The organism is Actinocorallia aurea, assembly GCF_054783995.1.
The window spans coordinates 94,837-107,184 of the sequence record NZ_BAAGPQ010000008.1 but is presented as its reverse complement, the minus strand read 5'-3'; the positions used below and the strand labels follow the sequence as shown (position 1 = coordinate 107,184).

Sequence of the window (12,348 nt, the reverse complement as noted above, 5' to 3'; positions counted from 1 at the left end):
CGAACGCGGCTCAACGGCAGGTCATCCCAGGGTCTTGGGCGTCCGGTATGCGAGCAAGGCACCGCCGTGCGACTCCCAGCCCTCCAGCTCCACCACCCCGAGCGCGCACGTCGGGAACTCCTCGACGGGCTCGTTCCCGGTGACGACGACGAGTTCGTGCACCGCGGGGTTGTGGCCGACGAGCAGCAGCGTGCCGACCTCCGCGGGGGTGATCTGCACGAGCGTGAGCAGATCGTAGCCGTCGCCGGTGTAGATGCCCCGCTCGTACGAGACCGGGGCGTCCAGGGCGAGGCCTTCGAGGGTCTGCCTGGTGCGCAGCGCGGTGGAGCACAGCACCAGGTCCGGGATGAGGCCCTCCTCCTTCAGGTGGGCGCCCATCGCGGCGGAGTCCCGCAGGCCGCGCTCGGCCAACGGCCGCTCATGATCGGCCAGGCCGAATCCGACCTCCGCCTTGGCGTGGCGAAGGACCAGCAGCCTCTTCTTCAAGGTGCGACCTGCCAGGCCAGGAACCACAGAACGGCCATGACGAGCAGCATCCCGCCGAGAATCATCGCAAACCCTTTTGCACCACTCATGGGCCCCAGATTAGACGCCCTGGCGAAACACTGGACACCGCCTGTGGAAAACCCCGATGACCTTGGTCCGATGCGGTGCGGATCCGGTTCAGACCGAGGTCCGGGCCTGGTCGGCGGGCGCGCCGCCGACCGTCCGGCGTTTGGCCACGACCACCGCCGTGACGAGCACGGCCACCGCCGCGACCGTCACGCCGAACCGCAGCAGCGGCTCTCCCGCCGCGGCGACGACGGCCGGGGCGACGAGCAGCGCGACGAGGTTCATCACCTTGATCAGCGGGTTGATCGCCGGGCCCGCCGTGTCCTTGAACGGATCGCCCACGGTGTCGCCGATGACCGTCGCGGCGTGCGCCGGAGAACCCTTCCCGCCCAGGCCGCCCGCCTCCACGACCTTCTTCGCGTTGTCCCAGGCGCCTCCGGCGTTGGCCAGGAAGACCGCCATGAGAGAACCGCAGGCGATCGCGCCCGCAAGGAAGGCCCCCAAAGGTGCATATCCAAGGGCGAACCCGACGGCGATCGGGGCGAGGATCGCCAGCAGCCCCGGGGTGGCCAGTTCCCGCTGGGCGTCGCGGGTGCACAGGTCGACGACCCTGCCGTAGTCGGGCCGCTCGGTGAAGTCCATGATCCCCGGCCGGGTCCGGAACTGCTCGCGCACCTCAAGGACGACCCTGGCGGCGGCCCTGCCCACTGCCATGATCGCCAGCCCCGCGAAGAGAAACACCACGCAGGCGCCGATGAGGAGCCCCACGAGCACGTTCGGCTGGTCCACCGACAGGGAGAAATCCGCGAAGACGGGACCTATCGCCCGGCGGGCCTCGGCCGGAGCCGTCCGCAGCGCCTCCTCGACCGTCGTGCGGAACGACCCGAACAGCGCGGTCGCGGCCAGGACCGCCGTCGCGATCGCGATCCCCTTCGTGATCGCCTTCGTGGTGTTGCCCATCGCGTCGAGGCGTTCCAGCGCCCCGGCCGCCTCCCCCCGCACGTCTCCCGACATCTCCGCGATGCCCTGGGCGTTGTCGGAGACCGGGCCGAACGCGTCCATCGAGACGATCACGCCGACCGTCGTCAGCAGGCCCGTCCCGGCGAGGGCCACCGCGAACAGCGCGAGCGTGGTGTTCCCCGCGCCGAGCAGGAAGGCCCCGTAGATCGCGCCGGCGATGAGCAGGGTCGCGTAGACGGCGGACTCAAGGCCGAGCGCCACCCCCGACAGGACGACCGTCGCCGGGCCCGTGCGCGCGCTCTCGGTGACCTCCTTGACGGGTTTGCGGCCGGTCTCGGTGAAGTACCCGGTGAGGATCTGGATCGCCGCCGCCAGCACGATCCCGATGAGGACCGCGCCGATCGCCACGAGCCGCGGATCCCCCGCCGCCCGCACCCCGCCGTCCAGCGCGCCGAAGGACGAGGGCAGGTAGAGCCAGGCGGCGATCGCGACCCCCACCGCGGAGAAGACCGCGGACACCAGAAAGCCCCGGTTGATCGCGGTCATGCCTGATCTGTCGCCCTCCCGCGGCGCCACCGCGAAGATCCCGACGACCGCCGTCAGCACCCCAACCATCGGGACGATCAGCGGGAAGACCAGGCCCTGCGCGCCGAACGCCGCGGTGCCGAGGATGAGCGCGGCGACCAGCGTCACCGCGTACGACTCGAAGATGTCGGCGGCCATGCCCGCGCAGTCGCCCACGTTGTCCCCGACGTTGTCGGCGATCACCGCAGCGTTGCGCGGGTCGTCCTCCGGGATGCCCTGCTCGACCTTGCCGACGAGGTCCGCGCCCACGTCGGCGGCCTTGGTGAAGATCCCGCCGCCGACCCGCATGAACATCGCCAGCAGCGCCGCCCCGAACCCGAACCCCTCCAGGACGCTCGGGGCCCGCCCCCGGTAGGCCAGCACCACGACTGCCGCGCCGAACAGGCCGAGCGCGACCGTCACCATCCCGGCGACGCCGCCGGCGCGGAACGCGATCCGCGTCGCGGCCCGCTCCCCGCGGTCGCGCGCGGCCGCCGCCACCCTGACGTTCCCGCGCACCGCGAGCCACATGCCGGCGAAGCCCGTGGCCGCCGAGAAGACCGCGCCGAGGACGAAGAAGACCGATCTGCCGATCCGCACCCCGGCGGTTTCGGCGGGCAGGAGCAGGAGGACGAAGGGGATGACCACGACGAACACCGCGATCGTGCGGAACTGCCGCCGCAGGTAGGCCGCCGCTCCCTCCTGGACCGCGCCCGCGATCTCCCGCATCCGGGGCGTCCCCTGCCCCTCGGCCAGCACCTGGCGGACCAGCACCGCGGCGACGGCCAGCGCCAGGAGCGCGACCACCGCCACGACGACGACCAGGAGAAGATCTCCGTCTGAGATTTCCGTCTCATCCATCGGCGCTGTCCCCGCCCGCCGTTTAGGTGATTCGCCCCGTTTTCTTGGAGTCTGATCGGAAAATTCCAAGGACAAACGCGGAAATAAGAAAAGGCCCCACGATCACGACATGGGACCTTTTCCAGGGATAAGTCAGCGGGTGGGCCAACTCATACTGATCGTCGTGCCCTCCGCGGTGGAGAGGATCTCCAGCTCGTCGGCAAGGCCCTTGATCACGGCCATGCTCAGCCCGTCGTCCTCCTGACGGGACTGCGCCCGGTCACTGACCGAGACCGAGAACCGCTCGCCCGCATCGGTCAGCGCGAGCCGCACCGGCTCCTCAGGGCAGTGCTTCTGATGCGCCTCCACCGCCCGCGAGCACGCCTCGCCGACGGCAAGCCGCACCTCGTCCAGCAGCGGCTCGGCGACGCCGGAGCGCACCGCCACGGCCTTGGTGACCATACGGGCGGTCCGCACATGGATCGGGAGCGCGCTGAACGCGACTTCGACGGTGCCCATGGCGGCTACTTCGCCCGCTTTTCCCGGGCCTCGTCGAGCGAGTTGTGGATGCCGAAGACCTTGGTCAGGCCCGTGATCCGGAAGATCTTGAGGATCCGCTCCTGCGTGCAGACCAGCTCCAGCGAACCGTCGTGGGCGCGCACCCTCTTCAACCCGCCGACCAGGACGCCGAGACCTGTGGAGTCCAGGAACTCGACCTTCTCCATGTCGACGAGGAGGTGGAACTTGCCCTTGTTGACGAGATCGATGAGCTTCTCCCGGAGCTTCGGCGCCGTGTAGACGTCGATCTCTCCCTCCACGTTGATGACGGTGATGCCGTCGTCACTCGTGTAGTCGGTCACCTTCAGGTCCACGGAACCTCCAGCGCATTTGCCGCAAAGTAAGCAATGTAATCGGACGTTGCAGCGTTCGCCCGTCGAAATTCAACCACGCTCCAGCGCCGTGTTCACACGAAATCCTCTGTTCGTGCCGTCTGACCTGCCGATCACGGGGCTTGGGGGGTGTCGGAGCGTTCTCCCCTCCCTTCCCCCGATGCCACACTGGAAACCTGTGGCAGCGCATCTTCTTCTCGACATCCTGCGGAGCGACCCCCGGCGCCGCGGGAGGCTGACGCACGTCGAGACGGTGCCCGCCCGCGCGGCCCGCACGGCGCCCTGGCCGTCCTGGGTGCCCGCCTCGGTCATCTCCGCGCTCGACCTCCCCCACCTGTGGGAACACCAGGCCAGAGCCGCCTCCCTCGCCCACGAGGGCCGCTCGGTGACCATCGCGACGGGCACCGCGTCAGGCAAGTCCCTGGCCTATCTCCTGCCCGCTCTGACCGCGGCCTTCGACGGCGACACCACCCTGTACCTCGCCCCCACCAAGGCCCTCGCGCACGACCAGCTCCGCTCGATCGACGCCCTCGGCCTCGCCTCCGTCCAGGCCGCGACCTACGACGGGGACACGCCCAGCGAGGCCCGCGACTGGATTCGGCGTTACGCGAACATCGTCCTCACCAACCCGGACATGCTTCACTACTCGGTGCTCCCCCGGCACTCACGGTGGTCGTCGTTCCTGCGCAGGCTGCGCTACGTCGTGATCGACGAGGCGCACGGCTACCGCGGCGTGTTCGGCTCCCACGTCGCCCAGATCATCCGCAGGCTCCGGCGTGTCTGCGCCCGATACGGGGCCTCGCCCACCTTCGTCCTCGCCTCCGCCACCGTCTCCGAGCCGGCCCGCTCCGGCGCCGTCCTCACCGGCGTCCCCGTCACCGCCATAGACGACGACTGCTCTCCGCGCGGCGCGATGACCTTCGCCTTGTGGGAGCCGCCCTTGGTGGACGGAGACGTGCGCCGCCCTGCGCCGTCCGAGGCCGCCGACCTCCTTGCCGACCTCGTCGCGGCGGGAGCCCAGACGCTCGCCTTCGTCCGGTCGAGACGGGGCGTCGAAACCGTCTCATTGGCCGCCAGGGCCGCCCTGTCCGAGGTCGCCCCCGAACTGGAAGACAGGGTCGCCGCCTACCGGGGCGGGTACCTGCCCTCGGAACGCCGCGCGCTGGAAGCCTCCCTGCGCTCCCGCGAACTCCTCGGCCTCGCCACCACCAACGCCCTCGAACTCGGCATCGACGTCTCCGGGCTCGACGCCGTCCTCGTCTGCGGCTGGCCCGGCACCCGCGCGTCCCTCTGGCAGCAGGCCGGACGCGCCGGGCGCGGCGGCCAGGACGCCCTGGCCGTCCTCATCGCCCGCGACGACCCCTTGGACACCTACCTCGTCCACCACCCTTCGGCGATCTTCGGGATGCCCGTCGAGGCGACCGTCCTGGACCCGGCCAACCCCTATGTCCTGGAACCTCACCTCTGCTCGGCGGCGGCCGAGCTGCCCCTCGCCGAGGACGACCTTGAGCTGTTCGGGCCTTCGGCGGCCGGGCTCGTCGACGGGCTGACCACGCGGGGCGTCCTGCGGCGGCGGCCCGCCGGATGGTTCTGGACGCACCGCGACCGTCCCGCGGTGGACCTGCGCGGCAGCGGGCCCTCGGTGATCCAGGTCGTGGAAGGCGACACCGGGCGGCTGCTCGGGACCGTCGACGAGTCCTCGGCGCACGGGACCGTGCACGAGGGGGCCGTCTACGTCCACCAGGGCGAGTCGTACGTCGTGGACGTCCTCGACCTCGACGACGCGGCCGCGCTCGTCACGCCCGCTTCGCCCGACTACTCCACCAACGCCCGGTCGGTCACCGACATCCGGGTACTGGAGGAGGAGCGCAAGACCGAGTGGTCGCCGCACGCGAGCCTCCACTTCGGGACCGTCGAGGTGCGCCGCCAGGTCGTCGCCTACCAGATGCGCCGCCGCGCCTCCGGCGAGATCATCGGCGAGAAGCCCCTCGACCTGCCCGAACGCGTCCTGCGGACCAAGGCCGTGTGGTGGACCCTGGCCCCCGAGGTCCTCGCCGCCCACGAGGACTTCGACGCCCCCGGCGCCGCCCACGCGGCCGAGCACGCCTCCATCGGCCTGCTCCCCCTGTTCGCGACCTGCGACCGGTGGGACATCGGCGGCGTCTCCACCGAACTCCACCCGGACACGTCCCGCCTGACCGTCTTCGTCTACGACGGCCACCCGGGCGGCGCCGGCTTCGCCGAACGCGCCCACGCCCAGGCCCGTCCCTGGCTCAAGGCCACCCTCGACGCCATCCGCGCCTGCCCCTGCGACCACGGCTGCCCCTCCTGCATCCAGTCCCCCAAATGCGGCAACAACAACGACCCCCTCTCCAAACCCGACGCCCAGACCCTCCTGACGCACCTCCTCGCCCCCTGACACCCCCCACCAGCACACCCCGCACACGATCCCGCTACTCCGCCCCCGCCCCAGCTCCGCGCCACCCCTACAGTCGGCACCCCCCGCCCTCAGCCCCAAGACCCGACCCCGCACCGCCCCCGCGAACCGGCCCGCTTGACCCCGACCCAGAGCCCCAGCGGCCACAAGCCCCTCCACGACCTCCCCGGCCACTGCCCGCGCAGAGCCCCGGAGGACCTCCACCGCGCCCGCCCCGTCGCCGGCAGGTACCGCACATCCCAAAAGTCCCGGCCAACGCCGAACCGCCCCCGACAGCGCGAACTCCAACATGAGAAACCCGCTGACCAAGCAGATGAAACCCCGGCGAACTCAAGAACGGCGGCACTTGGCGGCACTCAATTCCAGGGTCCCGGGAGAGCCGGTGACCGAGTCGGCGGAGCGGGCGCGGAAAGCGGAGCGAGTCGTCGGCGGGGGCGTGACGGGTCAGCGGCGGCGGAGGCGGAGGCCTTTGCGGCGGGGGCGCGGGTGCTGGAGGACCTCGGTGAGGTCGGCGGAGGAGACGACGGGGGCGGATTCTGGCTCCCGTGCGGAGGCCAGGCCGATGAAGGCGTTCAGGGCCTCGTCGTACTGGCGGGGATCACGGGTTCCGGCATCGTCCGGGTCCTCGCGGGAGGCGTCCGGGGCGTCGTCGGCGGTCTCCTCGGCGGTGTCCCAGGCGTCGGGGTCGGACGGGAACACGACGGGGGTGTACTCGAGGTTCAGTTCCTCGACGATCTCGCCGGCGGACTCCAGCACCTCGGTATCCCGTCCCGGGTCTGGATCCTCGGACCCGTCGCGCGGGGAACGGCCCGCCTCCTCGGTCTCCGCGCTCCCGCCCTTCGCGGCGGCGAGGGCCGCGGCGATGCTCTGCCGGTGCGCCTCGACCCGGGCGTGCGCCGATCCCGGCGCGACGACCGGACCCGCGTCGGGACCTCCCGCGCGGGCGGTCCGCAGCCGGCGGGTCCACGTGCCCAGGTGCGCCGCGCACAGCAGCAGCACGAGAGCGATGGCGAGGCTCTTGCCCCACTGGAGGCTCTCGGACGCCATCGTGCCCGCGGCCGTGCCGCCGCCGTCCAGGATGATCATGTCGTCGGGGGCCGCGGTGTCCGGCGTCGGGTAGACCTCGCCGACCTGCGGGGTCTCCTCGCTGAACGCCGGATCGTCCGGCACGACCTGCGGGTACTGCGGGGCGGCGGCCGGAGGCTGGTAGGTGAAACCGGGTGCGGCAGGCGCGGGCCCGCCGCCTGTCCCGCCGCCGCCCGTCTCGGGCTTGGCGGTCACCTTGACGGTCCGCGAGGCGGCACCGGACGGGTCCGCGCCCGAACGCCTGGCCACCACGCTCACGGTCGCCCGACCGCTCGCGGTGGACGGCGACGCGAACGTCACGCTGCACTTGGCCCCGCACGCCCCGATCGAGACGTTCTTGGTGCCGAGGTCGCCGGAGACGGTGTACCCGGTGAGGTCGGGCTCGCGGCCCTTGCTCCACTGGGCGGTGACCTTGTTGCCCGACGTCGAGACAGAGAGCCCGCTCGGCCGCAGCGCCGGCACCGCCATCCGGAACGTGCTGTTGGCGGTGTCCCACGGGATCACCGCGTCGACCCGCACCGTGTGGGTGCCGTTGGGCTCGTTCCGGCCGTCGATCCGGTACGTCAGCGTCTTGCTCTTGCCGGTGCCGATCCGCTTGCCGTCGACGTAGAGCGTGCCTCCGCCCGGCGCCGTCTTCACACTGATCGTCACGGTCGACGACGTGATCACGGCGCCGTTCCCCGGGGTGATCTTGGGCGCGGCGGCTTCCGAGGCCTGCACCGGAGCGGCCCCCAGGACCGCCACCAGAGGAGCCATCACCAGCAGCGCCCTAGCCCACACGCGCCGACTCCCTCCGTCACCGGTCCTGCGCGGCAGCGTATATCACCAATCAGTGGCAAATATCACAGAATGATGACGAACCTGGCATCACGCTGCCGACCCATCCGGGCCCCATGTCCGTTTCCGGCCCCTACCCTCCCTTCGGTCAACCTCTCAAATCCACACCCATCGAGATGAAAGATCCCCGACTTACACGCACTTCAGCGATAAATCTCCGCCCTTGCCCCCTATCCGCCTGTAGTTCCCGACCCCCTCACCGATGCCGCCGAGGGCCCCGCCGCCCCCGCCCGAGACGAGGCAGGCACCACCGGCTCCCACCCCACGAGCGTCCGCCCCCGCACCACGACCTCCACTTGCGCCTCCACCGGCATCCCCGGCCCGCCTTCGACCCGGCACCGGGTCAGCACCACCCCCGTTCCCGCCGCCACCCGTTCGGCCACCGCGCACCCGTCGTCGAATCCCCGCACCGCGCGTGCCGCCGCCGCCAGCGCCGCGACATCCGCCCCCATCTCCGCCTTCTTCCGCATCCCCCGCACTCCGCCCCCGACCATCACCACGACCCCGAGCCCCCACACCACCCCCAGAACCGCCATCACCCAAACCACCCCGGCCCCCTTCTCCCGCCCCTCCCCCACCCCACACCACCCCATCCCTCGGACCACCACGCCTCACCCGCCCTCGCTCTCCGCACCGCCCCGGACCCGTCTCTTCCACCTCCCGCCCCAAAGCCGCCCCACCCCTCCCTCGCCCGCCCGGCCCTCAGAGCCGGGTCAGGCGGGCGTCACGGGGTGTCCGGGGGCTCCTGCGGGGCGGGTGGGGGTGGATGGGGTTCGGTGAAGGCTTCGGCGGTGACCGTGAAGGTGAGGGGTGGGAGGGGGATTCTGGTGGCTGGCGCGTAGGTGGCGGTGAGGGTGAGACGGGTGGTGTCGGAGCTGCGGAGCAGGGTGAGGACGGAGTCGGGAGGGGCGACGCGCAGGACGCGCGCCCGGACCTCGTCGAAGGGTTCGCCGCGGGCGGCGGCGCGCGCGCCCGCGTGGACGGCGTCCACGCAGGTCAGTCGCACGGCCGCCGCCGCGATGCCCCAGAGGGCGAACGCGGCGACGGCCAGCAGGGCGGGGAGCGACATCGCCACCTCCACCGTCGCCGAGCCGCGGATCAGCCGACGAGATGGAGCGCCCGGTCGATGATCTCTAACACCAGGTTCTGCACTCTCTCGCTGGAAACGATCTTGAACAGGACTCCGGCGAAGGCCGCGGCCGCCACCGTGCCGACCGCGTACTCCGCGGTGGTCATGCCCGCGTCCGACCTTCTGCCGCGCAGCTCGCACATCTGACCTCCCTGTTTCGGGGCCGGACCTCATCCGGCGTCCCGCCAAGCATCCGCGATCCTCGCCAAGATCGTTTTCGAGCCTGTGGACAACTCCGATCAGGGCAGTGCGATGCCCTGCGCGATGCCCGCGATCGCCGGGACGACGCCGAGCAGAACGAACGCGGGCAGGAAGCACAGGCCGAGCGGCGCGACCGCCCTGACGCCCGCGGCGCGCGCCCGTTCCTCCGCGGCGGCGGACGCCGCGCTCCGCTGGTCCCCGGACAGCCGGGACAGCACGGGCGCGAGGGGCGCGCCGCCCCGGCCCGCCCGCGCCGCCGCCCGCGCGAGCGGTGCGAACGCCGGGTCGACCGCCCGAGAGGCCCAGGCGTCCGCCGGGTCCGCGCCCAGCCGGACTCGCACCGAGACCGCCTCGAACTCCTCGCCGACGGGCCCGCCGAGCGCCTCCCCGACGGCTTCGACCGCATCCGCCCAGGCCACGCCGGCACCCAGGCAGGCGGCGAGCAGTTCCACCGCGATGGGCAGATCGGACTCCAGCCTGCGCCTCCGCCGCGCCGCCTCCGGTGGCTCCCGTCGCGCCCACCACCACCGGCACCAGCCCGCCGCCGCCACGCCGGCCGCCAGTCCGCCGACCCCTCCAAAGAACACCCACACGCTCATCCCGACCGCACCGCACAGGAACACCCCCCGGGCCTCCCCCGAAGCCCGCCCCTTCCCCTCGCCGTCCCCAGCCCCGCGCACAGCCCTCTCCAGGCGCCGCGAAGCCCTCCGCTTCCGCACCATTCCACCCCTCCCCTCAACCAGCCCAAAGCACCAGAACCCGCCCAGGCCACGTACTGCGCCGCATGTTCGTTCTTGATCCGATCACCGTGTCGAACTCGTACTTCGCCCCCTCCGGAAGCCAGGCGCCCCCTGGATCCGGTGCGAACCGCGGCCAGGCGGACACGCGTGACGCCCGGCAAGTGCTCGGCTGTGTCCCGGCTCTTGGGAGGGCGTGGCTTCGGGTCGGCTGCTCACGGGTGCAGGGCGGATTCTGTGATCTTGGAGGTCCAGAGAAGGCCCAGGGCGTCCATGGTGAGGGCTGCGAGGAGGCAGCAGAGGCCGGGGAGGGTGGTGAAGAGGAACGCCAGGGGGTTCGCGCCCATGGACCAGGACATGGCGATGCCCAGGGCCGGCAGGACGGCGAGGAGGCGGGCCGTCGCCCTTGCGCCGGCGAGCTGGGCCCGGACGGCGCCGCGGTGAGCCCTGTCGGCGCGCAGAGCCGCGGCCAGGCCGTCGACGACGGGCGCGAAGGCGGCACCGCGTTCGACGCCGATGTTCCAGCAGGCGGCGAGCAGACGCAGCGCCTGCGCCCCGGGCAGGACGGACAGCTCCCGCAAGGCCTGTGGGATGTCCGGGGCCGCGGGCAGCCCGGCCAGGGACTCCCTGTGCGGTGGTGGCAGCACGTCGACCGCCGCCGCGAGAGCGTCCTCCGGAGTCCTCCCCGCGACGAGTTCCGCGCCGAGACCGTCGCACAGTTCCACCACCGCGGCCGACCACGCCTCGGCCTCCCGCCCGCGCAAATGTCGGCGCAGCGACCCCGCGCGCCATTGCCGCAGGTCGCCGACCGGACGCGCTCGGCCCGCCAACGCCGACAGCCGACGTGCGGACGCCCCCGGCCGCAGGAGCGCCCGCCCGTTCATGCCGCCCGCTCCGTGCGCGGGACCGGGTCCGCGCTTCCGCTTCCGGTCGCGGGTGGCTCCCAGCCGAGCCGCGCGAGGAGCGGGCCGGCCGCCGGGGCATAGGACAGGCCCCCGGACGTGAGCCGCACCGCGGGGTGCGCCTCCACCAGGCCGGAAGGCTCCCGGACGAGGACGGCGATCTGGCCGACCCGGCGCAGCGGCCCGTGCCGTTCCAAGTGGACGACGACGTCCAGCGCCGCCGCGAGCTGGCTGTGCAGCGCCTCACGGGTGAGTCCCGCCGCGCAGCCGAGCGCCTCCAGCCTGGCCGGGACGTCCTCGGGCGCGTTGGCGTGGAGGGTGCCGCATCCTCCCTCGTGCCCCGTGTTGAGCGCGTTGAGCAACTCCACCGCCTCGCTTCCGCGGACCTCGCCGACCACGAGCCGGTCGGGGCGCATGCGCAGCGCCTGCCGGACGAGGTCGTGCAGGGTGACGCCGCCCGCGCCCTCGAGGTTGGGCGGCCGGGTCTCCAGGCGCACGACGTGGGGATGGTCCGGCCGCAGCTCTGCGGAGTCCTCCACCAGCAGCAGCCTTTCCCTGGGCGAAGCGAGACCGAGGAGGCAGCTGAGCAGGGTCGTCTTCCCCGTTCCGGTGCCGCCCGTGATGAGGAAGGCGAGCCGCGCCTTGACGAGCGCCGCCAGCAGTTCCGCTCCGGCGCGGCACACGGTTCCGGCCTCCACGAGCTCCGGCAGGGTGAAGGCGCGTCCCCGTGGCGATCGCAGAGACAGGCAGGTGCCTCCGGGTGCCACCGGCGCGAGGACGGCATGCAGGCGCACGCCCCCCGGCAGCCTCGCGTCGACGTACGGGGCCGCGTCGTCGAGCCTTCTGCCCGCGGCGGCGGCGAGGCGCTGGGCGAGTCGGCGGACCGCCCTGTCGTCGACGAATCGGATCCCGGTGCGCAGCAGCTCGCCGCGGCTCTCCACCCAGACCTCGTCAGGTCCGTTGACCAGGACGTCCGTCACCGACGGATCGCGCAGGAGCACCTCCAGCGGCCCGGCGCCGACGAGGTCGGCGCGGACCTCGCGGGCGAGGCTGAGCACCTCGGCGTCGCCCAGCGCGCGTTCCTCCGCGCGCAGGGCCGCGGCGACCGCGCCTGGCGTGGCCGCACTCCTCGTCTCGGCGAGCCGCCCCCTGACGGCTTCGGCCCAGTTCATCGTTCCTCCAGAGCAAGTAGTGGGCCTCCGCGGGTCGCGGA

Annotated in this window: 12 protein-coding genes; 1 reads left to right on the top strand and 11 read right to left on the bottom strand. The window is 72.4% G+C overall.

Annotated elements, in window-relative coordinates; all coding sequences use genetic code 11:
• Positions 1-21: 21 nt before the first annotated feature.
• The 4 genes from ACYVOM_RS10665 to ACYVOM_RS10650 form a co-directional block, all read right to left on the bottom strand.
• Complete coding sequence (locus ACYVOM_RS10665) at positions 22-486, bottom strand: SixA phosphatase family protein (protein ID WP_460303112.1); 465 nt, start codon at positions 484-486, stop codon at positions 22-24.
• Between the two features lie 177 nt (positions 487-663).
• Positions 664-2,937, bottom strand: a complete 2,274-nt coding sequence (locus ACYVOM_RS10660) for a sodium-translocating pyrophosphatase (protein WP_460303111.1) — start codon at positions 2,935-2,937, stop codon at positions 664-666.
• Between the two features lie 132 nt (positions 2,938-3,069).
• Positions 3,070-3,435: an ATP-binding protein gene (locus tag ACYVOM_RS10655; protein WP_460303110.1), complete on the bottom strand. Its 366-nt coding sequence runs from the start codon at positions 3,433-3,435 to the stop codon at positions 3,070-3,072.
• A 5-nt stretch (positions 3,436-3,440) separates the two neighbouring features.
• Positions 3,441-3,788 (bottom strand): STAS domain-containing protein, encoded by a 348-nt coding sequence (locus ACYVOM_RS10650; protein ID WP_460303109.1) that lies wholly within the window; start codon positions 3,786-3,788, stop codon positions 3,441-3,443.
• Positions 3,789-3,966: 178 nt separating this feature from the next.
• Between ACYVOM_RS10650 and ACYVOM_RS10645 the strand changes: the two genes are divergently transcribed.
• Positions 3,967-6,225: a DEAD/DEAH box helicase gene (locus ACYVOM_RS10645; protein ID WP_460303108.1), complete on the top strand. Its 2,259-nt coding sequence runs from the start codon at positions 3,967-3,969 to the stop codon at positions 6,223-6,225.
• Between the two features lie 462 nt (positions 6,226-6,687).
• Here the strand turns inward: ACYVOM_RS10645 and ACYVOM_RS10640 are convergent, their stop codons facing one another.
• From ACYVOM_RS10640 to ACYVOM_RS10610, 7 genes are all read right to left on the bottom strand, one after another.
• The gene (locus tag ACYVOM_RS10640) at positions 6,688-8,109 is read right to left on the bottom strand and encodes a hypothetical protein (RefSeq protein WP_460303107.1); all 1,422 of its coding nucleotides are present in this window, start codon (positions 8,107-8,109) and stop codon (positions 6,688-6,690) included.
• 227 nt (positions 8,110-8,336) lie between these two features.
• Positions 8,337-8,759: an Rv3654c family TadE-like protein gene (locus ACYVOM_RS10635; RefSeq protein WP_460303106.1), complete on the bottom strand. Its 423-nt coding sequence runs from the start codon at positions 8,757-8,759 to the stop codon at positions 8,337-8,339.
• A gap of 131 nt (positions 8,760-8,890) precedes the next feature.
• Complete coding sequence (locus ACYVOM_RS10630) at positions 8,891-9,235, bottom strand: TadE family type IV pilus minor pilin (protein WP_460303105.1); 345 nt, start codon at positions 9,233-9,235, stop codon at positions 8,891-8,893.
• A gap of 29 nt (positions 9,236-9,264) precedes the next feature.
• Positions 9,265-9,438, bottom strand: coding sequence for a DUF4244 domain-containing protein (locus ACYVOM_RS10625; RefSeq protein ID WP_460303104.1), 174 nt, complete (start codon positions 9,436-9,438; stop codon positions 9,265-9,267).
• Between the two features lie 96 nt (positions 9,439-9,534).
• Positions 9,535-10,095, bottom strand: coding sequence for a type II secretion system F family protein (locus ACYVOM_RS10620; RefSeq protein WP_460303103.1), 561 nt, complete (start codon positions 10,093-10,095; stop codon positions 9,535-9,537).
• Positions 10,096-10,448: 353 nt separating this feature from the next.
• The gene (locus ACYVOM_RS10615; protein WP_460303102.1) at positions 10,449-11,117 is read right to left on the bottom strand and encodes a type II secretion system F family protein; all 669 of its coding nucleotides are present in this window, start codon (positions 11,115-11,117) and stop codon (positions 10,449-10,451) included.
• A complete protein-coding gene (locus ACYVOM_RS10610) occupies positions 11,114-12,307 on the bottom strand; it encodes a TadA family conjugal transfer-associated ATPase (protein ID WP_460303101.1) in 1,194 nt (397 codons plus the stop codon). Before ACYVOM_RS10610 ends, ACYVOM_RS10615 begins: the two co-directional genes overlap by 4 nt.
• Positions 12,308-12,348 lie beyond the last annotated feature (41 nt).

What these genes read in the sequence shown, in the direction of transcription:
- ACYVOM_RS10660 (WP_460303111.1), bottom strand. Translation starts at nt 2,937, where the DNA reads ATGGATGAGACGGAAATCTCAGACGGAGATCTTCTCCTGGTCGTCGTC.
- ACYVOM_RS10655 (WP_460303110.1), bottom strand. Translation starts at nt 3,435, where the DNA reads ATGGGCACCGTCGAAGTCGCGTTCAGCGCGCTCCCGATCCATGTGCGG.
- ACYVOM_RS10645 (WP_460303108.1), top strand. Translation starts at nt 3,967, where the DNA reads ATGCCACACTGGAAACCTGTGGCAGCGCATCTTCTTCTCGACATCCTG.
- ACYVOM_RS10635 (WP_460303106.1), bottom strand. Translation starts at nt 8,759, where the DNA reads ATGGGGTGGTGTGGGGTGGGGGAGGGGCGGGAGAAGGGGGCCGGGGTG.
- ACYVOM_RS10630 (WP_460303105.1), bottom strand. Translation starts at nt 9,235, where the DNA reads ATGTCGCTCCCCGCCCTGCTGGCCGTCGCCGCGTTCGCCCTCTGGGGC.
- ACYVOM_RS10625 (WP_460303104.1), bottom strand. Translation starts at nt 9,438, where the DNA reads ATGTGCGAGCTGCGCGGCAGAAGGTCGGACGCGGGCATGACCACCGCG.
- ACYVOM_RS10620 (WP_460303103.1), bottom strand. Translation starts at nt 10,095, where the DNA reads ATGAGCGTGTGGGTGTTCTTTGGAGGGGTCGGCGGACTGGCGGCCGGC.
- ACYVOM_RS10615 (WP_460303102.1), bottom strand. Translation starts at nt 11,117, where the DNA reads ATGAACGGGCGGGCGCTCCTGCGGCCGGGGGCGTCCGCACGTCGGCTG.
- ACYVOM_RS10610 (WP_460303101.1), bottom strand. Translation starts at nt 12,307, where the DNA reads ATGAACTGGGCCGAAGCCGTCAGGGGGCGGCTCGCCGAGACGAGGAGT.